The 18733-nt window shown below is 68.9% G+C and carries 20 protein-coding genes and 1 tRNA gene; 5 read left to right on the forward strand and 16 right to left on the reverse strand.

Annotation, left to right across the window (positions count from 1 at the left end):
• Positions 1–132 precede the first annotated feature (132 nt).
• The 5 genes from GVV86_RS14370 to gcvH form a co-directional block, all read right to left on the reverse strand.
• Positions 133–726 (reverse strand): MerR family transcriptional regulator, encoded by a 594-nt coding sequence (locus GVV86_RS14370; RefSeq protein WP_120169733.1) that lies wholly within the window; start codon positions 724–726, stop codon positions 133–135.
• A 175-nt stretch (positions 727–901) separates the two neighbouring features.
• Entirely contained in the window at positions 902–1402 is a 501-nt protein-coding gene (locus tag GVV86_RS14375) for a bifunctional nuclease family protein (protein ID WP_159619030.1), read from the reverse strand.
• A 7-nt stretch (positions 1403–1409) separates the two neighbouring features.
• Positions 1410–2159 carry a transcriptional regulator FtsR gene (gene ftsR, locus GVV86_RS14380; protein WP_159619032.1) on the reverse strand — a complete coding sequence of 250 codons (750 nt, stop codon included), beginning with the start codon at positions 2157–2159 and terminating at the stop codon, positions 1410–1412.
• 8 nt (positions 2160–2167) lie between these two features.
• The gene (locus GVV86_RS14385) at positions 2168–2662 is read right to left on the reverse strand and encodes an FHA domain-containing protein (RefSeq protein WP_159619034.1); all 495 of its coding nucleotides are present in this window, start codon (positions 2660–2662) and stop codon (positions 2168–2170) included.
• Between the two features lie 75 nt (positions 2663–2737).
• On the reverse strand, positions 2738–3124 hold the full coding sequence (gene gcvH / locus GVV86_RS14390) for a glycine cleavage system protein GcvH (RefSeq protein ID WP_120169741.1): 387 nt from the start codon (positions 3122–3124) through the stop codon (positions 2738–2740).
• 232 nt (positions 3125–3356) lie between these two features.
• Between gcvH and GVV86_RS18875 the strand changes: the two genes are divergently transcribed.
• The gene (locus GVV86_RS18875) at positions 3357–3971 is read left to right on the forward strand and encodes a hypothetical protein (RefSeq protein ID WP_201291460.1); all 615 of its coding nucleotides are present in this window, start codon (positions 3357–3359) and stop codon (positions 3969–3971) included.
• 138 nt (positions 3972–4109) lie between these two features.
• Here GVV86_RS18875 and GVV86_RS14400 read toward each other — a convergent pair.
• The 8 genes from GVV86_RS14400 to GVV86_RS14435 all read right to left on the reverse strand — a co-directional run bounded on the left by GVV86_RS14400 (position 4110) and on the right by GVV86_RS14435 (position 11674).
• A tRNA-Pro gene (locus tag GVV86_RS14400) sits at positions 4110–4183 on the reverse strand.
• 70 nt (positions 4184–4253) lie between these two features.
• The gene (der, locus tag GVV86_RS14405; protein WP_159803149.1) at positions 4254–5801 is read right to left on the reverse strand and encodes a ribosome biogenesis GTPase Der; all 1548 of its coding nucleotides are present in this window, start codon (positions 5799–5801) and stop codon (positions 4254–4256) included.
• A gap of 29 nt (positions 5802–5830) precedes the next feature.
• Positions 5831–6532, reverse strand: coding sequence for a (d)CMP kinase (gene cmk / locus GVV86_RS14410; RefSeq protein ID WP_159803150.1), 702 nt, complete (start codon positions 6530–6532; stop codon positions 5831–5833).
• Positions 6529–7644: a prephenate dehydrogenase gene (locus GVV86_RS14415; protein ID WP_159803151.1), complete on the reverse strand. Its 1116-nt coding sequence runs from the start codon at positions 7642–7644 to the stop codon at positions 6529–6531. Before GVV86_RS14415 ends, cmk begins: the two co-directional genes overlap by 4 nt.
• Before the next feature lie 3 nt (positions 7645–7647).
• Positions 7648–9012 (reverse strand): pseudouridine synthase, encoded by a 1365-nt coding sequence (locus GVV86_RS18735; RefSeq protein WP_159803152.1) that lies wholly within the window; start codon positions 9010–9012, stop codon positions 7648–7650.
• 24 nt (positions 9013–9036) lie between these two features.
• The gene (gene scpB, locus GVV86_RS18740) at positions 9037–9702 is read right to left on the reverse strand and encodes an SMC-Scp complex subunit ScpB (RefSeq protein ID WP_425483366.1); all 666 of its coding nucleotides are present in this window, start codon (positions 9700–9702) and stop codon (positions 9037–9039) included.
• A gap of 154 nt (positions 9703–9856) precedes the next feature.
• The gene (locus tag GVV86_RS14430; protein ID WP_159803154.1) at positions 9857–10777 is read right to left on the reverse strand and encodes a segregation and condensation protein A; all 921 of its coding nucleotides are present in this window, start codon (positions 10775–10777) and stop codon (positions 9857–9859) included.
• A gap of 12 nt (positions 10778–10789) precedes the next feature.
• Positions 10790–11674: a ParA family protein gene (locus GVV86_RS14435; RefSeq protein ID WP_159619048.1), complete on the reverse strand. Its 885-nt coding sequence runs from the start codon at positions 11672–11674 to the stop codon at positions 10790–10792.
• A 442-nt stretch (positions 11675–12116) separates the two neighbouring features.
• Between GVV86_RS14435 and GVV86_RS14440 the strand changes: the two genes are divergently transcribed.
• The 4 genes from GVV86_RS14440 to GVV86_RS14455 are packed head-to-tail and all read left to right on the forward strand — an operon-like array spanning position 12117 to position 16426.
• Positions 12117–12767, forward strand: coding sequence for a GntR family transcriptional regulator (locus tag GVV86_RS14440; RefSeq protein WP_159619050.1), 651 nt, complete (start codon positions 12117–12119; stop codon positions 12765–12767).
• 18 nt (positions 12768–12785) lie between these two features.
• Complete coding sequence (locus GVV86_RS14445) at positions 12786–14303, forward strand: MmgE/PrpD family protein (protein ID WP_159803155.1); 1518 nt, start codon at positions 12786–12788, stop codon at positions 14301–14303.
• Between the two features lie 10 nt (positions 14304–14313).
• Positions 14314–15219: a methylisocitrate lyase gene (gene prpB / locus GVV86_RS14450; protein WP_159803156.1), complete on the forward strand. Its 906-nt coding sequence runs from the start codon at positions 14314–14316 to the stop codon at positions 15217–15219.
• A gap of 43 nt (positions 15220–15262) precedes the next feature.
• On the forward strand, positions 15263–16426 hold the full coding sequence (locus GVV86_RS14455) for a bifunctional 2-methylcitrate synthase/citrate synthase (RefSeq protein WP_159619056.1): 1164 nt from the start codon (positions 15263–15265) through the stop codon (positions 16424–16426).
• Here GVV86_RS14455 and GVV86_RS14460 read toward each other — a convergent pair.
• The 3 genes from GVV86_RS14460 to GVV86_RS14470 all read right to left on the reverse strand — a co-directional run bounded on the left by GVV86_RS14460 (position 16414) and on the right by GVV86_RS14470 (position 18733).
• Positions 16414–17001: an 8-oxo-dGTP diphosphatase gene (locus GVV86_RS14460; RefSeq protein ID WP_159803157.1), complete on the reverse strand. Its 588-nt coding sequence runs from the start codon at positions 16999–17001 to the stop codon at positions 16414–16416. The two genes, GVV86_RS14455 and GVV86_RS14460, sit on opposite strands and share 13 nt — an antisense overlap.
• A gap of 68 nt (positions 17002–17069) precedes the next feature.
• A complete protein-coding gene (xerD, locus tag GVV86_RS14465; protein WP_281406963.1) occupies positions 17070–18047 on the reverse strand; it encodes a site-specific tyrosine recombinase XerD in 978 nt (325 codons plus the stop codon).
• A gap of 2 nt (positions 18048–18049) precedes the next feature.
• Positions 18050–18733 (reverse strand): NUDIX domain-containing protein, encoded by a 684-nt coding sequence (locus GVV86_RS14470; protein WP_159803158.1) that lies wholly within the window; start codon positions 18731–18733, stop codon positions 18050–18052.

Genomic DNA, 18733 nt, shown 5'->3' on the forward strand with positions numbered 1-18733 from the left:
ACCCGCTGTCTGATGCTCTACGGGGAGGGCGCTGTCAACGCGAGCCCACCGATGCGCGGGTGAGGGGAAGAGGATGCAGCCCGGCGGAGGCCGGTAAATCCGGCCGCTCGCCGAGGAAGGCCGGGGGCGGCCCTAGCCGATCCGGCGGGCCGTGCGGCGCTTGCTGAGCTCGTCGTCAGGGAAATCCTGGTCGGCCGCGTGCTCGCTCGGGAGCGCGGCGAGGCTTCCTTCGACCTCACGCCACACCCGGCCGACCGCGATGCCGAAGACGCCCTGCCCGCCCTGGACCAGGTCGATGACCTCGTCGGCGGAGGTGCACTCGTAGACGCTGGCGCCGTCGCTCATGAGCGTGATCTGGGCGAGGTCCTCAACGCCGCGTTCGCGCAGGTGTTCGACGGCGGTGCGGATCTGCTGGAGTGAAACCCCGGTGTCGAGGAGCCGTTTGACGACCTTGAGGACGAGGATGTCGCGGAAACCGTAGAGCCGCTGCGTGCCGGATCCTGAGGCTCCGCGGACGGCCGGTTCGACGAGTCCGGTGCGGGCCCAGTAGTCGAGCTGGCGGTAGGTGATGCCGGCGGCCTTGCACGCGGTGGGGCCGCGGTATCCGGCGTCTTCGTCGAGCACGGGGAGATCTTCGGTGAACAGGAGGCCCTGGGCGCTCGAGGGTATGCCAGTGCCCGCCGCTGCCGGGCTTTTCAGCTTACCGGCGTCACCCTTCGGACTCACGCGTGCCTCCTCATTGGGTTCCCGGGGAAGTAGCCTCTGGAGGCCGGATCTCAGGGCTCTGTTACAGTGTGCCCCGAGTTCCTCTCCGTTGCAATGGGAACCGTATGCTTTGACGTTAGATCGCGCGGGACACAAGGTCAAAGATGCGGGCCTCGAAGATTTGCGTGTCGGGCGGTCAGGGCTCGAAATCCTCGGGCTCGACGTCGGCGAGGAATTCGCGGAACTGCTTGAGTTCCTTCTCGGCCGTTTCCTGATCGCCGGTTTCCTCGTCGTCGGCCTCGGGGTCGGCGATCTCCACACCGGCTGCATCGAGGACCTGCTCCGCGCAGTAGATGCTGCAGGGGACGCGCAGGGCGACGGCCAGGGCGTCGGAGGCACGGGAGCTGACCCGGGTACCGTCGTCGAGCACGAGTTCCGCGTGGAAGACGGTGTCCTGCACTGCGACGATGCGAACCTCGGTGATGGCACGCCCCGCGGCGGCGACAACGCTGACGAGAAGGTCGTGGGTCATCGGCCGGGGCGGGACGATGCCCTGCTGGACGAACGCAATGGCACTGGCCTCAGGTGCCCCGATCCAGATGGGGATGTGCCGCTCCCCCGTCAGTTCCTTCAGCAGCACAAGGGGCTGGTTGGAGGGCAGCTCAATTCGAACTCCGACAACTTCGACTTCGATCATGGCCGGCCTAACTGTCCATTCTGGCTATCTGAGAGTAAACCAGGGCGCTGTGAAGGTTGAGGCACAATTCGCTGATCTCGCGGGCGGTTTCGGCCGCCCGGGCCTTCGAGGCCACGTCGCGGCGGGAGGCCACCGGGGCGACGACGCGTTCGACCAGTCCGAGCTCGCGGTCGGCGGCGGCCCGGAAGGGGCGCAGGTGGCGGGGTTCGATGCCGTGGCTCTCGAGCTGGACGCAGGCCTGGGTGACCTTCAGGGCATGCTCGTCGAACCGGCCCTCCACCGGGGCGATCAGCCCGAAGCTGACCAGGTCGTCGACCAGGCGGCGGGGGGCCTTGGCCTCGGCCGCGAGGGTCTCCGCGGTGAGCCTGCGGGCGTGGGAGCTGAGCTCGCGGGCCAGCTGGTCCGAGACCATCCGCGGGGACAGGCTCATTCCCCCGGGCAGCGACTCGGGCCGTTCACCGCGGTCGATGGCGTCGACGTAATCCTTGATCACCTTCAGCGGCAGGTACTGATCGCGCTGAAGGGCAAGGACGAACCGCAGGCGCTCGACGTCGGTGGGAGCGTATTTGCGGTACCCGGCACGGGTGCGCTGCGGGCTGATCAGTCCCTTTTCCTCAAGGAACCGGATCTTGGACGCCGTGACCTGCGGAAACTCCGCCGCCAGCTCCCGCAGCACTTCCCCGATATTGAGGACTCCGGGGCCGGGATGGGCCGGGGCGATGCCGACGCTGCGCCGGCTGGGCTGGGGTGTCGGCATGAAGTGGATCAGGCCTGTGCCGCGGGCTGGGAGGGCGTCTGGCCGGCCATGGTGGCGCGGGCGGCGTAGAAGGTAAGCCGGAACTTGCCAATCTGGACCTCGTTGCCGCTGCGCAGCACCACGCTGTCCACGCGGTCGTTGTTCACGTAGGTGCCGTTGAGGCTCCGGGTGTCGACGACCATGAACCCGTGGGGGGTGCGGCGGAACTCGGCGTGCTGCCGGGAGACGGTGACGTCGTCAAGGAAGATGTCGGCATTGGGGTGGCGCCCGGCCTTGGTGACGTCCTCATCCAGGAGGAACCGCGCTCCGGCGTTGGGGCCGGAATGGGCCACAAGGAGGGCGGAGCCTGCCGGCAGCGCTGCCACCGAGGCCTGTTCCTCCTTGGTGAGGTGCCGCTCAACCTCCGCGAAGGCTGCCTGCGGAGGCAGGCCGATCGTCGTAGTTTCCGGGGACTCCTCGTGGTGCCCTCCGACGTTTACGGCTGCGCTATCGTCGCCAACCATTGGTGTTTCCTCCCACATTAGGCGGCCAACCGGACAATGCCGGTTGGCCGTGAAGTACTGCCAGAGCCGGTGTGTCTAGCCTACCTGCTGTGAGTATTCCGTTGAACTCAGCAAGTCCTCGACAACCGATGCACTCTCGACCTTGATCTCCATCAGCCAGCCCTCGCCGTAGGGATCGGAGTTGATGAGGGCGGGATCGTCGTCGAGCCCCTCATTGCGTGAAACAACCTCGCCGGTGACGGGAGCGTAGATGTCGCTGACGCTCTTCGTCGACTCGACCTCCCCCACAACGTCCGCACCGGTCACCGAAGTACCGACCTCGGGCATCTGGACGTACACCACGTCGCCCAGGGCGTCCTGGGCGAAGTCGGTGATGCCCACCCGGACGATGCCGGCCGCATTGGGCTCGGTGACCCACTCGTGTTCGGCGGTGTAGTAGAGGCCTTCGGGGACGTTGCTCATGATTGCCTTTCGTCGTTCTTCGGGGGGAGGAGAGGGGCAGCGCTGCCCGAGCCGATCCTGATCGAGTATAGGCATAAATCATCGGCGGGTAGCGTGCCGTCCGGTTCGAATGAAGGCCTTATACGCTCCCCCGCGAACCTGAGGAAGTTATCCGTGCGGTACCGGATTTATTGCCCATGCGGTTTATCCCTGCCTAGGGTTAACCGCGCGATCAGGGCGGGAGGTGATCAATATGATCTCCACAAAATTGAAGACTCTCCCGGCGGCGCTGGGTGTGAGTGCGCTGCTTCTCGTTGGTTGTGGCGGGACCGGCGGTCCCGGCCCGGAGAACCCCGTCGAGGAGGTGACCCAGGACCCGACTGTGCCGGCCGCTGAGTCCGCGACAGCCGAGGCGTCCTGCGAGCCGCGCGGCGGGGAAGGAGGAGGGACCGGCGGAACCGGGACCGAAACCGAAGGCACTGGGGCCACGGATCCCGAGAGCGTTCAACCCTCGATCGGAGCCACCGGCACCGGCGCAACCGAAACCGGCGCGGCCGGAGGCGGCGAAACCGGAGCCACCGGCACCGGAGCGACCGGCACCGCAGCCACCGGCACCGATGGCACCGAAACCGGAGGCACGGGCACCGATGGCACCGAAACCGGAGGCACGGGCACCGAAACCGAGGCGGCCGATGGAACCGGCACGGGCCGGGGTACCGACGCCTGTGAGCCGACAACCGGGGCTACGGACGCCGGCGCAACCGGGACCGACAACACCGGCGGCGGGGGCACCGGGACCGAAGGCGAAGGGACCGGGCCGGAAACCGCGGGACCCGATGGCGAGGAGGAGGGCACCGGCGGCGGTTAGCCGCGGAGCGGATTTCCGGCGGCGGCCAGCGCCGGGCGGAACGGACGGCGGTCGTGAGCACACCGCTCAACGCGCCGGATAACGCAGCAGGGGCCGTTTCCGGTTGTTCCGGAAACGGCCCCTGCTGTGTTTTCTCTGTCGGGATGACAGGATTTGAACCTGCGACCCCTTGACCCCCAGTCAAGTGCGCTACCAAGCTGCGCCACATCCCGATCGGTTCAACCAGCCGGTCAAACCACCTCAATTACTGTACAGCATTTTCCGGGTGGCTCCGGACAATGCTCAGCGTTTGCGTCCCCGCTTTTCCCTCACGCGCATGCTGACCTCGATGGGTGTCCCCTCGAAACCGAAGGTTTCCCGCAGGCGGCGGGTGATGAAGCGCCGGTACCCCGGGTCGAGGAAACCTGTGGTGAAGAGCACGAACTTGGGCGGACGGCTTGAGGCCTGGGTGCCGAAGAGGATGCGTGGCTGCTTGCCCCCGCGCACCGGGTGCGGGTGGGCGGCCACGAGCTCGCCGAGGAACGCATTGAGCCGCCCCGTGGGGATACGGCGGTCCCAGGACTCGAGGGCGGTGTCAAGGGCCGGTACCAGTCGGTCCTTGTGCCAGCCGGTCAGTGCGGAGATGTTGACCCGCGGCGCCCAGTCGACGTGCGCGAGGTCCTGCTCGATCTCGCGCTCAAGGTACCGGCGGCGCTCGTCGTCGAGCAGGTCCCACTTGTTGAAGGCGAGGACCAGGGCCCGGCCGGATTCGATCGCCATGTTCAGGACGCGCACGTCCTGCTCGCTGAGGACCTCATCGACGGCCAGCAGCACAACGGCGACCTCGGCCTTCTCCAGCGCCGACTGCGTGCGCAGGGAGGCGTAGAAGTCGGCGCCCTGCTGCATGTGCACGCGGCGCCGGATGCCGGCGGTGTCGACGAAGCGCCAGGTGCGCCCGCCGAGTTCGATCATTTCGTCGACCGGGTCGCGGGTGGTGCCGGCCAGCGGGTCGACAACGACGCGGTCCGAGCCGGCGAGCTTGTTCAGGAGGGATGACTTGCCGACATTGGGCCGGCCGATCAGGGCCACCCTGCGGGGGCCGCCGGTGCGTTCGATGCCGCCGTGTTCGGAGAATTCGGGCAGGATCTCAATGACCTGGTCGAGCATGTCGGCCGTGCCCCTGCCGTGCAGGGCGGAGACCGGCCAGGGCTGGCCGAAACCGAGCCCCCACAGGAAGGAGGCGTCCGCCTCGTTCTGGATGTCGTCGACCTTATTGGCTACGAGGATGACCGGCTTCTTCTTCCGGCGGAGCATCTTCACGACCGCCTCGTCGGTCGCCGTGGCGCCCACGGTGGCGTCGACGACGAGGAGGACGGCGTCGGCCATGTCGACGGCGATCTCGGCCTGGTCGGCGACGCGCGCCGCGATGCCCTTGGCGTCGACCTCCCACCCGCCGGTGTCGACGAGGGTGAAGTTCCGCCCGTTCCACTGAGCCGGGTACGACACCCGGTCGCGGGTCACCCCGGGGGTGTCCTCAACGACCGCCTCACGGCGGCCGAGGATGCGGTTGACCAGCGTCGACTTTCCGACGTTGGGCCGGCCGACGATCGCGAGCACCGGATTGAGGCGCTGTTCGGCCTCTTCGTCGTACTCCTCGTCCCCCTGGGCGAGCAGCGCGGCGTCCTCTTCGTCGAGCTCGTAATCGGCCAGCCCGGCGCGCAGCGAGGCCGCGCGCACCTCGGCTTCGGCGTCATCGAGCGCGTCGAGGTGTTCGGCGATCTGGTCGTCGCCGGTCGGTTCAAAATCAGTGTCGGACCCGGTGGGGTCCTGGGGCGAGAGGTTCCCGCTCATGAGTGTTTTCCTTAATTCAGTCGAAACTGCTAGTGGGCGACGGTGTGGACGACGTCCAGGACGGCTTCGACCGTCTGCTCGAAGTCGAGCTCGGACGAGTCGACGGTAACGACCCCGTCGGCGGCCTGCTGGAAATTGACGACCGTCGAATCCTTGGCGTCCCGTTCGAGCACCTGCTGCTGCAGCTGGGACGAGGACTGGGTTCCGCCGAGCTGGTCACCGCGCCGCCGCAGGCGTGCCGATTCGCTGGCGGTGAGCAGGATCCGGACCTCGGCGTCGGGGGCGACGACGGTGGTGATGTCCCTGCCCTCGGCGACGATCCGGTGCCCGGCACCGGCGATCAGCGCCCGCTGGCGCCGGATCAGTTCGGCCCGTGCGCCGAGTGTCGTCGCCACGGCACTGACGGCTTCGGAGACCCGGGGTTCGCGGATCGCCGTGGTGACATCCACGCCGGCCAAGGTGACCAGCTCGCGGTCGGGGCTCGTGCTGATGTACAGCTCGATGGCCCGTGCTGCGTGCTCGACGGCGGCGGCGTCCTTGAGGTCGATCCCGGTTGAGAGGCAGTGAAGCGTCACCGCGCGGTACATGGCCCCGGTGTCGAGGTAGGCGGCGTGGAGCCGGCGTGCAACCTCCCGGCTGACGCTTGACTTGCCGGAACCGGACGGACCGTCGATGGCCACCACCAGCGACTTCCCGAGCCGGAAGTGGGAGTGGATCGTGGATTCGCTCATTGAACGACCTTCCAGCCGCGGCCGGTAAGTGACTCCGCCAGCTCGTTTCGACGGCCGGGGACAACCCAGACCTCTGCCATGCCGACCTGGCGGCCGGGTGAATGCTCAAGGCGCAGGTCCTCGATGTTGACCCCAATGTCGCCGATTTCGGTGAGGAGGCTGGCGATCTGGCCCGGCACGTCCTCGACGAGCACCGTGAGCCGGGCGAAGGATCCCGGCGGCGTGCCGTGCTTGCCCGGGATGCGTGCCTGGCCGGCGTTTCCCTCGGCCATCAGCTGCGCCATGTCGAGACGCGCGCCGGCGGCCACGGGATTTTCGAGGGTGCCGATCAGCCGGTTGAGGTCCTCCCGCACGCCGTACAGGATCCGCACGAGCTTCTCGGCGTTCGCCGAGAGGATCTGTACCCACAGGCGGGGGTCGCTGGCGGCGATGCGCGTCACGTCCCGGAGCCCGTTGCCTGCGAGGGCGAGGGAGTGTGCGGGGGTGTCGGCGAGCCGGCTGGCAACGAGGGAGGAAAGCACCTGCGGAAGGTGGGAGATCAGCGCGACCGTCTCGTCGTGCTCCTCCGGGGACATGCGCGCCGGCACGGCTCCGAGATCCACTGCGAGGGCTTCGGCGCAGCGGACCGCGGCGGGCGAACTGGCAGGGCCCGGGCACAGGACCCAGGGCATTCCGGTGAACAGTTCGGCAGTGGCAGCCACGGGACCGGACCGTTCCCGGCCGGCCATGGGGTGGGTGCCGACGTAGCGCTCAAGGATCGCCGGATCCCTTACCGCTGCCTCGACCCCCTGCAGGACAGCCGACTTGACGCTCGCAATATCGACGACGACGGCGCCGGGGTAGTCGGCGAGGGCCGAGGCGGCGAGCGCCGCGGCCACGTCGGGCGGGGCCGCCACGACGACGAGTTCGGGCGCGAGCCCGGAGGCATCCCCGAGGGCGCGCCCGGCGCCGATATCAACGGCGACCGCCTGGGTCGACGGCGAGATGTCCGAGAGTGCGACGTCGACTCCGCGGGCGCGCAGCCCCAGACCGATGCTCGCGCCGAGCAGGCCCGTGCCGATCACCAGCACCGGACCGGCAAGATGCGTTCCGTTGTCCCTTGCAGGTTCCATCCGCTAGAGGCCTACCGATGCAAGGAGGTGGCCGACCTCCTGGCGGCCCAGAACACGGATGCTTCCCTGCCGCTGGTCGTTCAGGCGGATCGGGCCGATCTGGGTGCGGACAAGACGCTCCACGGGGTGCCCGACGGCGTCGAACAGGCGGCGTACCACGCGGTTCTTCCCCGAGTGCAGCACCACCTCGACGAGGATGTGTCCGGGCGTGGAGTCGATGAGCTTGAAGGAATCGACCTTGGAGATGCCGTCCTCGAGCTCGATGCCTTCCTTCATCTGGGCGCCGATGCCCGGGCCCATCGGGCCGCGGACCTGCACGTAGTACGTTTTGGGCACTTCGTAGGACGGGTGGGTGAGCCGGTTGGTGAGCTCGCCGTCGTTGGTGAGGAGCAGGAGTCCCTCGGTTTCGGCGTCGAGCCGGCCGACGTGGAACAGCCGCTCGTTCTTGTTCTTGTTCTTGAGGAAGTTCCCGATGCTCGGACGGCCCTCGGGGTCCTCCATGGTGGAGATGACGCCGCGCGGCTTGTTGAAGACGTAGTACTTCAGGTCCTCGTTGAGCTGGAGGCGCATGCCGTCGACGTGGATTGACACCTCGGACGGGACCACCCGGACACCGAGTTCGCGCACGATGGTGCCGTCCACCTCGACCCTGCCGTCGAGGATCATCTCCTCGCAGACGCGGCGGGAGGCGACCCCTGCCGAGGCCATGACCTTCTGGAGCCGCACGCCGTCGGGGTTGTGCATGTCGAGTTCGTCGGCGGGACGGGTGGTGCGGGCGGCCTTGGGACGGCGTACCGGACCCAGGTCCTTGCCGAAGCGCTCTCCGCCAAAGGCACGGGGGCCCGATGGCTTCTGTCGAGGCTTCCCGGCGCCTGACTTCTTGGCCGCGTATCGGTCGGCGGCGGGGTTTCCGGTGCCCCGGTAGCCGGAATCGCGCCGCGCCTCCCCCGGACGGCCAGCACCACGTGCATCACCGGCGGGACGGCCCGAACGCTCGCCCGTGGGACGGCCCGCACCACGTGCATCACCGGCGGGACGGCCCGAACGCTCGCCCGTGGGACGGCCCGCACCGCGTGCGTCACCGGCGGGACGGCCCTGGGCGGGACGCCCTGCGGCGTGGCGGCCCTCGGTGGAGCGTCCGCGCCCGGCTCCAGTTCCCGCGCGCTGGGGGCGGTCATCACGCTGAGGGCGCTCGGCCCGCTCGTCGCGCTGGGGGCGGTCATCACGCTGGGGACGTGCGGCGCCTCCGGAGCGCTCGTAACCGCCGCCGGAGCGTCCACGGCCCGTACCACCTGTTGGCCTACCAGTGGACCTGCCGCCACCTCGAGCGTCGTTCCGTCCGGAGCCGGATCCTGGCGCCTGTGTCATTAAGAGTCCTTCTGGTCAGCGTTTTCAGTAAGTTGTGTCTTCATAGTCCCCAAGGTTTTCGAGGCCGGGCAGGTGGGGCGAAAGCCGCGGCAGCTCGGCTACGCTGCCGAGTCCTAATCTTTCCAGAAAATGCGGGGTGGTCCCATAAAGGACTGCCCCGGTCTCCGGGTCGGTTCCGACGGCGGCGATCAACGCCCGCTGGGTCAACGTGCGCACCACCGAATCGACGTTCACCGCACGGATTGCCGATACCCGTGCCCGCGATACGGGCTGGCGGTAGGCAATGACCGCCAGGGTCTCCAGCGCGGCCTGGGAAAGCCGTGATGACTGGCCGCCCAAAACGAAGGCCGAAACCACCGGAGCGAACCAGCTCCGGGAGTAGATGCGCCACCCGCCGCCGACGTTGCGCAGCTCAAAACCACGGGGTTGAGGATCATCGGCACTCTTCGGGCCCTTCACAGTATAACCGTCGTACTCCTGCTGGAGGTTCACGAGCATCGCCCGAACCTCCTCGGCGCCCACGGCGAGTGCCTGCGCAAGTTCCTGCTCGGTCACCGGATTCTCAACGACCATGAGCACCGCTTCGAGGGCCGCCTTCAGTCCACCGGGCTGTTCGGCGGCGGAAAAGGCCTCGGCCGCAGCGGCTTCTGCTCCGGTGGGGGCGGCCTCGTCGAGATCGGTACCGGTCACTGGATGTCCTTTCGTGTTGTGCTCTCCCCCGCGCTGGGCAGCTGCTGAGCCGCCGCGGGCGCGGGATCCGATGGGGCCGCCGGCTCGCGGCCGAGGGCATCCAGGCCTGGTGGCTCCAGGCCCAGCGGCTCCTGGTCCCCTGCCGGGACCAGGCTCACTGCTGCGTCGACTCCACGGTACCGGGCCCCACTGACTCCGGACCGTAACCCGCACCGAAGTCAGCACCGATGCTGTCAGCCGGGAAGGGCTCATCGCCGCCCGACCAGCGGATGCGCAGCTCCCCGAGCGGCTCGTCCTGGTCGAAGGAAACCACCCCGTCGCGGAACATCTCCAGGAGTGCGAGGAACCGCACCACGACCACCAGGGTCTCCGCGGCGTCGGCGGTGAGCTCCCCGAAGGACAGCGATCCGGCGTTCCGCAGGTGGGCCTCGAGCAGGCCTGCCTCCTCCCGGATGCTGACCGCCGATCCGTGGAGGTGGTCTACCCGCACGCCCTCCGGAACGGCCTCCCGGGGCTGCAGCGCAGCAGCAGCCAACGCAGCGAGGTCCTCCGCCGTGGTGGTCCAGACCAGGTCGGGAAGCAGCGCCGTGAAGGCCGGCTCAAGCGGGGTGTCCCGGGGGTACCTGTCCCCTTCGGTCTCGAACCGTTCGGCGAGCTGGCGCGAAATCTCCTTGAACGCCCGGTACTGCAGCAGGCGCGCGAACAGCAGGTCGCGGGCCTCAAGCAGCGCAATGTCCTCGTCGTCCTCCACCTCGCCGCGCGGCAGGAGCCGTGCCGCCTTGAGGTCGAGGAGCGTCGCGGCGACAACGAGGAACTCGCTGGCCTCGTCGAGCGCCCAGGAACCGTGCTCGGCCTGCATCCTGCGGATATGGGAGATGAACTCGTCGGTGACCTCGGCGAGGGCGATCTCCGTGATGTCCAGCTCCCGTTTGCTGATCAGACCCAGCAGGAGGTCGAAGGGGCCGGAGAAGTTGGTCAGGCGGACCTCGAAGACCGCCTTGCCTGCCGCTGGCGGATTCTCCGGCAGCCCCGCCGTCAGCGGCGGAGGGTGCGCGCCCTCAGCCGTGCTGCCCATGGCGGGGGGTCATCAGGGCGCGCCGCCCCTGGCGATCAGTTCCTTGGCGAGCCTGCGGTAGGCGTCGGCCCCCGGGTGGTTGCCCGCGTAGGTGGTGATCGGCTCGGCGGCCACCGTGGCATCGGCGAACTTGATGGTGCGTTTGATCACCGTCTCGAAGACCTTCTCGCCGAAGGCCTCCACGAGCCGCGCGATGACCTCCCGACTGTGGAGGGTCCGGGCGTCGTACATAGTCGCGAGCACACCGTCGACCTGCAGCCGCGGGTTGAGCCGGTCCTGGACCTTCTCGATGGTCTCAACGAGCAGGGCGACAGCGCGCAGGGCGAAGAATTCGCAGATCAGCGGAATGATGACGCCGTGGGCGGCGGTCAGCGCATTGACCGTGAGCAGTCCCAGCGAGGGCTGGCAGTCGATCAGGATGACGTCGTAATCGTCGGAGACCTTGCGCAGGGCCCGGTCGAGCACCTGTTCGCGGGCGACCTCGTTGACCAGTTGGACCTCGGCCGCGGACAGGTCGATGTTCGCCGGCAGCAGGTCGACATTCTCGAAGGCCGTCGTGTGGATGGCGTCCCGGATGTCGACCTTGCGGTCCATGAGGACGTTGTACACCGTGACGTCGAGCTCATGGGGGTTGGTGCCGAGCCCGGCGGACAGCGCGCCCTGCGGGTCGAAATCAACAAGGAGCACGCGCCGCCCGGCCTCGGCGAGCGCGGCCCCGAGGTTGATGGTGGACGTCGTCTTGCCGACACCGCCCTTCTGGTTCACCATGGCGATGATGCGGGCTGGGCCGTGGGAATCGAGGACTGCCGGCTCGGGAAATAAGGTCACCGGACGTCCGGTCGGCCCTAGTTCAGGGGTGGCGTTCTGCAGAGTTGTGGAACCCTGTTCGCTACTCACGTATTTCTCCACGCTTCCGTTTGTATCTCTACATTGCTTTTTGAGCTAATCCTTTGGTCAACGTTACAACCGGCCGGCACGCCCTCGGTGCACGAGGACCCCGGCGGGGCGCGAGCCTTGAGGTTCAACCTGAGGTCGAAAGTTGCGGGTGGATGACCACTGTCCGGCGTGGCTCGGACTCTGGATCTGTCGGGAGTGACCGCCCGCCGGTACCTCGAGTACCTCGAGTACCTCGCCGACGGTCAGCCCGAGCGGCACGGCTCCCGGTACGAATCCCCGGTCGGCCGGAATTCGAGGACCGGTGGGCGCGATAAGGGCACTCTGTATACAAAGATGCCTCGCTAAACCGTTGCGTGCCCGTGTTCTTGCGGACCACCACGTTCAGTGTATACATTGAGCGGAGGGCTGCGATCAGCACCCCAAGCCTTCCGGGAGGACTCCGATGCGCGCAAGTGACAGGGCATACGGGTCGCTGCGCGCGGACATCCTCGAGTGGCGCCTTCCCCCGGGGACGCTCCTGGCCGAGGTTGAGCAGGCCCGCCGGTTGGGCATTTCCCGCACGCCGCTTCGGGAGGCCCTCTCGCGGCTTGTGGCCGAGGGGCTGGCGGCCGCGCATTCCGGCCGCGGCGTGGTCGTGACCGGGGTGTCCCTGGCCGGTGTCGCCGACCTCTTCGAGGTCCGCCTTCCCCTCGAATGTGCAGCGGCCCGCCTCGCCGCGGCCCGGCGAGACCCGGCGGCCTTCGATGACCTGGCCGAACGCTTCGAGGCCGCGGGCGCCCTGATCTCCTCCGGCGGCACCGACCAGCACGCCTACTACGGGCTGGTCGCCGAGCTCGACGCCGCCATCGACGAAGCCGCCGCCAACCCGTACCTGGTGCAGGCCCAGCGCCAGCTCCGGACCCACCTCGTGCGCGCCCGCCGTCTGGCCCGCGACAACCCGGACCGGCTGCTCGCCTCCGCCGGCGAACACCGCCAGATCGCCGAGGCGGTCGCCCGGGGGAACGCCGAACTCGCCGCGGCCGCCGTGACCATCCACCTTTCCAACAGCCTCCACCACCTCCAGGCTTCGGTCCCCGGACCGCTCGGCGCCTGAACCCCGAAAGGAAGCACCATGGAGCTCCACCCCGTTCGAGTCCACCGCAGCGAGGATAACCTGCCCAAGGAGGGCCAGCTGGCGTACCGCATCGCGCAGGTCGCAGCCGATCCGGTCGCCGTCACCCCTGAGGCCGCCGACATGGTGATCAACCGGATCATCGACAACGCCTCGGTGGCACTCGCCTCGCTCACCCGGGCGCCGGTGAGCGCTGCCCGTGCGCAGGCGGCGAGCCACAGCGCTCCCGCCTCGGGCCGCGGGGCATCTGTGTTCGGCGTTGACACCCCCTCCTCCCCCGAATGGGCTGCCTGGGCCAACGGGGTGGCGGTGCGCGAGCTCGACTACCACGACACGTTCCTCGCCGCCGACTACTCCCACCCCGGCGACAACATCCCTCCCCTGCTGGCCGCGGCCCAGCACACCGGGGCCTCCGGGGAGGCGCTGCTGCGCGGCATCGTGACCGGCTATGAGGTCCAGGTCGATCTCGTGAAGGCCATCAGCCTTCACAAGCACAAGATCGACCACGTGGCCCACCTCGGCCCCTCGGCCGCCGCGGGGCTCGGCACCCTCCTCGGCCTCGATCCGGACACCATCTTCCACGCCGTCGGGCAGGCCCTTCACACCACCACCGCCACCCGGCAGTCCCGCAAGGGCGAAATCTCAACCTGGAAGGCCTACGCACCGGCCTTCGCCGGGAAGATGGCCATCGAGGCCGTGGACCGGGCCATGCGCGGCCAGACCTCCCCCACCCCCATCTACGAGGGTGAGGACGGCGTGATCGCCTGGCTCCTCGACGGGCCCGAGGCCCGCTACGAGGTGCCCCTGCCCGCGCCGGGCGAGCCGAAGCGGGCCATCCTCGACACCTACACCAAGGAACATTCGGCCGAATACCAGGCCCAGGCCTGGATCGACCTGGCACGGCGCCTTCACGCGGCCCACCCGGAGCTTCGGGACCCCGCCAATGTGCGCGGGATTCTGCTCTCCACCTCCCACCACACCCACTACGTCATTGGCTCGGGGGCCAACGACCCGCAGAAGTACGACCCCTCGGCTTCCCGGGAGACGCTCGATCACTCCATCCCGTACATCTTCGCCGTGGCGCTGCAGGACGGCGCCTGGCACCACGAGCGCTCCTACGCCCCGGAGCGCGCCAACCGTCCCGACACCGTCGAGCTGTGGCGGAAGGTCGAGACGACCGAAGACCCCGAGTGGACCCGCCGCTACCACTCCCTCGACATCACGGAGAAGGCCTTCGGCGGCCGCGTCGACATCACGCTGACCGACGGGCGGGTGGTCTCCGACGAGATCGCCGTCGCCGATGCCCACCCGCTCGGGGCGCGCCCGTTCGGCCGGGCCCAGTACATCGAGAAGTTCCGCACCCTGGCGGCCGGTGTCGCCGAAGACTCCGAGGTCGAGCGGTTCCTGGACGTCGTCGGGCGCCTGCCCGAGCTTCCCGCCGGCTCGCTCTCCTCGCTGAACCTCCGGGCCCGCCCCGGCCTGATCGACACCGCCGCGGCCCGCGGCGGCCTGTTCTAGGAAGGACGCCATGCTGTATTCAGCCACCACCCCCGAATCGAAGCGAGCCGCGCTGCGTGCGGGGCTCGCCTCCGGCACCCTGCAGCAGTTCCCCGGTGCCTTCAACCCCCTCTCCGCCCGCCTGATCGAGGACAAGGGATTCGACGGCGTCTACATCTCCGGGGCGGTGCTCGCCGCCGAGCTCGGCCTGCCCGATATCGGCCTCACCACCCTCACCGAAGTGGCGCAGCGGGCCGGGCAGATCGCCCGGATGACCGACCTCCCCTCGATCGTCGACGCCGACACCGGCTTCGGGGAGCCGATGAACGTCGCACGCACGGTGCAGGAACTCGAGAACGCCGGCCTGGCCGGCTGCCACATCGAGGACCAGTTCAACCCCAAGCGGTGCGGACACCTCGACGGGAAGCAGGTCGTGGATCTCGACACCGCCGCGAAGCGGATCCGCGCGGCGGTCGACGCGCGCCGCGACCCGAACTTCCTGGTCATGGCCCGCACCGACATCCGCGGCACCGACTCGCTGCGCGCCGCCCAGGACCGCGCGCGGGCGCTCGTCGACGCCGGCGCCGACGCGATCTTCCCGGAGGCCATGCGCGACCTCGAGGAGTTTCGAGCCATCCGGGCGGCCGTGGATGTGCCGATCCTCGCCAACATGACCGAGTTCGGCAAGAGCGAGCTGTTCACCACCGACCAGCTCCACGACGCGGGGGTCAATATTGTTATCTATCCGGTCACCTTGCTGCGCAGTGCCATGGGCGCCGCGGAGCGTACGCTGGACTCCATCCGGGCCAACGGCACCCAGCAGCAGGCGGTCCCGGAGATGCAGACCCGGGCCCGCCTGTACGAACTGGTGGACTACGAGGGCTACAACAGGTTCGATACGTCAGTCTTCAATTTCCAGGTTCCCGACGGGCGCTAGCGGACCTTCCGCCGGCACCGTGTTTCCACCGAAGGAGTTCGATTTGACCAGCACCCAGCCAGCTCCCCCGGCCGCACCCGAGATCCACAAGGGCCTGGCAGGGGTGACTGTCGACTACACCTCCGTCTCGAAGGTGAACCCGGAGACCAACTCCCTGCTGTACCGCGGATACCCGGTCCAGGAGCTCGCCGCTCGATGCTCCTTCGAGGAGGTGGCGTGGCTGCTGTGGCACGGCGAACTGCCCGGCACGGAGGAACTGGCTGAATTCACGGCGTTCGAGCGCGCCGGCCGGGCCCTGCCCGGAAACGTCCGGCAGGTCATCGACCTGCTGCCCCTGACGAGCCACCCGATGGATGTCGGGCGGACCGCGGTGTCGGTGCTCGGCGCCGGGCACCCGCTGGCCGGGGACAACTCCCGCCAGGCGAACCTCGAGAAGGCCGCCGCGCTCTTCGCCGCCTTCCCCGCCGTCGTCGCCTATGACCAGCGGCGCCGCCGGGGCCTTGACGTGGTGGAGCCGCGGGAGGATCTCGGGTACGCCGCGAACTTCCTGTGGATGACCTTCGGCGAGGAGGCACCGCCCGAGGTCGTCGAGGCCTTCAACATCTCGATGGTGCTCTACGCCGAGCACTCCTTCAACGCCTCGACGTTCACCGCGCGGGTCATCACCTCGACCCTGTCCGACCTGCACTCCGCGGTCACCGGGGCGATCGGCGCCTTGAAGGGCCCGCTGCACGGCGGCGCGAACGAGGCGGTGATGCATACCTTCGAGGAGATCGGGATCCGCGAGGACGAGCCGGCGGAGGACGCCGCGGCCAGGGCCAAGGCCTGGATGGAGGACGCCCTGGCGCAGAAGAAGAAGGTCATGGGCTTTGGGCACCGGGTCTACAAGAACGGTGACTCGCGCGTCCCCACCATGAAGGCGGCGCTGGATGCCATGATCCGCTACTACGGCCGGGACGAGATCCTGGGCCTCTACAGCGGGCTTGAGACCGCCATGGAGGAGGCCAAGGGAATCAAGCCGAACCTCGACTACCCGGCCGGGCCGACCTACCACCTGATGGGATTCGACACGGAGATGTTCACTCCGCTGTTCATCGCCGCCCGCATCACGGGGTGGACCGCCCACATCATGGAGCAGCTCGAGTCCAACTCACTGATCCGGCCGCTGAGCGCCTACAACGGGCCGGAGGAACGTCACGTCCCCTGAGCGATCGGCCGCTCCGGCGTCCCGTCGGTCCCGCCCGCCCGGTCGGGACTCACGGAGGCGGAAGCCACACCGACGCTGTGGGCGTCAAGGACGATGTCGGCGCTGAAGGGCTCCCGCGCGAGCACACGCGGCAGCCAGTGGGCGGCGTCCTCCCACATGCCGTCCCAGGGCGGCGCCGTCACCGGGAACCACTCCGGGGTGATTTCGTCGCTGAGACCGGCATCCCCGGTGAAACGGTCGGCCGTGAAGATCCAGGCCCGCATGTTCCACGCCGGGTTGGCCGGAAAGTCCCAGGTCACTTCGCCGAGGAACCCCAGGTCGGCCTCCTCCACGAGCAGGCCGGACTCCTCGGCCACCTCGCGCACGGCGGCCTGGGCGGGGGTCTCCCCCGGCTCGAGCTTCCCGCCGAGGGCGACGATCCGCCCGGTGCCGAAGCCCTGGTGCTTGAGGCCCAGCAGCACCTCCCGGCGACCGGCGGCGGAACGGAACAGGAAGCACAGCACCACCGGACGGAACGCCCCGGCGGGCAGGGGCTCGCCGGGCGCCGGCACCTCAGGGGCGGACGCTGATGGCATGCGGTCAGATAGCAGGGGGTCGGGTGGCAGAGCGGCGGAGCCGCCGCTTGAAGGCATCAGCTGCCCGCTCAGCCGAAGGCCCGGGGGTGGGAGGCCGCATACACTTCGCGCAGCGTCTCGGCCGTCACCAGTGTGTAGACCTGCGTCGTGGTCACCGAGGCGTGTCCGAGCAGTTCCTGGACGACGCGGACGTCGGCGCCGCCTTCGAGCAGGTGGGTGGCAAAGGAGTGCCGCAGGGTGTGCGGTGAAACCTCACGGGTGACCTGTGCCTTCCCGGCCGCAGCCTTCAGGATGGTCCAGGCGCTCTGGCGGCTCAGCCGCCCGCCGCGCATGTTGAGGAACAGGCCCGGCCCGCCCTTGCCCTTGCCGGAGAGTGCCGGCCGGCCGCGCACCAGGTAGGAGTCGATGGCCTTCGCGGCGTAGGAGCCCAGCGGCACGAGCCGTTCCTTGGAGCCCTTGCCGAACAGCCGGACGACGGCGGGGCCGCTGAGCGCCTCGTCGACCGACACGTCGTCGACGTCGAGCCCGACGGCCTCGCTGATCCGCGCCCCGGTCGAGTAGAGGAATTCGAGCAGGGCGCGGTCCCGCTGGCCCGAGGGGGTCGAAGTGTCGACGGCTTCGAGGATGCGGAAAACCTCGTCCACGGAGATTGCCTTGGGAAGGCGCTGGCCGGCGGCCGGCGGATGGACGTCCCGGGCCGGGTCTGTCTCGCTCATCCCCTCAAGCGCCCAGAAGCGGTGGAGTCCGCGGACGGCCACTACGGTGCGGGCCGCCGACCTCGGGCTCAGCGGCGACTGGCCGTCCGAGCCGGTTGCGACGGCCTGCGCGAAGCCGGTCACGTCACGACGGGTGATCCTTGAGATGTCGTCGATGCCGCTGGCCTGCAGGAAGCGGTGGTAGCGCAGCAGGTCGCGCCGGTAGGCCGCAAGGGTGTTCGCGGACAGGCCCCGTTCCACGGCCATATGCTGAAGGTATTCATTGATCAGCCGGCCCGGCCGGGTGGCCTGGAACTCGTCCCCTGCGGTTTTTTCCGCTGCTGCCGGCACGATCAGTCCCGCAGGACCGCGCCGTGCGGCCACGTGCCGTGCTGGCTTGGGTGTTCCGGCCAGGGCGCGTCCGCGGGGCGCAGGCGCGCATAGCCGTCGGCGCGGGCGGCATGGGCCGCCAGGACGGCTGCCGCAGCGGACGGGCTGTGCATCCGGCCCTCAAGGACCGCCGTGACGGCTTCGTTCAGGGGCACCCACAGCAGTTCGATCTCCGCTTCCTCGTGGGTGCGGGTGTGCCGGTCGGCCTCGGGCACGGAGCCGATGCCGCGCGCGAGGTAGATCCGCAGGGCCTCGCTTGAGGATCCCGGGGAGAGGAACAGGTCGGCCAGGACGTTCCACTCCCCCGCAGTCAGGTCGGCTTCCTCGGCCAGTTCGCGCGCCGCCGCCTCCACGAAGTCCTCGCCGGGCTCGTCCAGCAGCCCGGCCGGGATCTCCCAGAGCACCATCCGGGCGGGGTGGCGGTACTGGCGGATGAGCAGGATCCGATCCTGCTCATCCATCGCCAGCACTGCCACCGCGCCAGGGTGGTCGATGTACTCCCGGGTGATTTCCTCTCCGCCGTCGTCGAGGCTGAAGGTCTCCTCGACGACGTCCCACACGTACCCGCGGTGGATCACCGCAGAACGGTGGAGCCGGCGCGGGCTCTGTTCATCGGAGAAGCGGTCGGCCGCGGGAGTCTCGCTCAT

It is taken from the genome of Arthrobacter zhaoguopingii, from assembly GCF_009828595.1.
Lineage (GTDB): Bacteria > Actinomycetota > Actinomycetes > Actinomycetales > Micrococcaceae > Arthrobacter_D > Arthrobacter_D zhaoguopingii.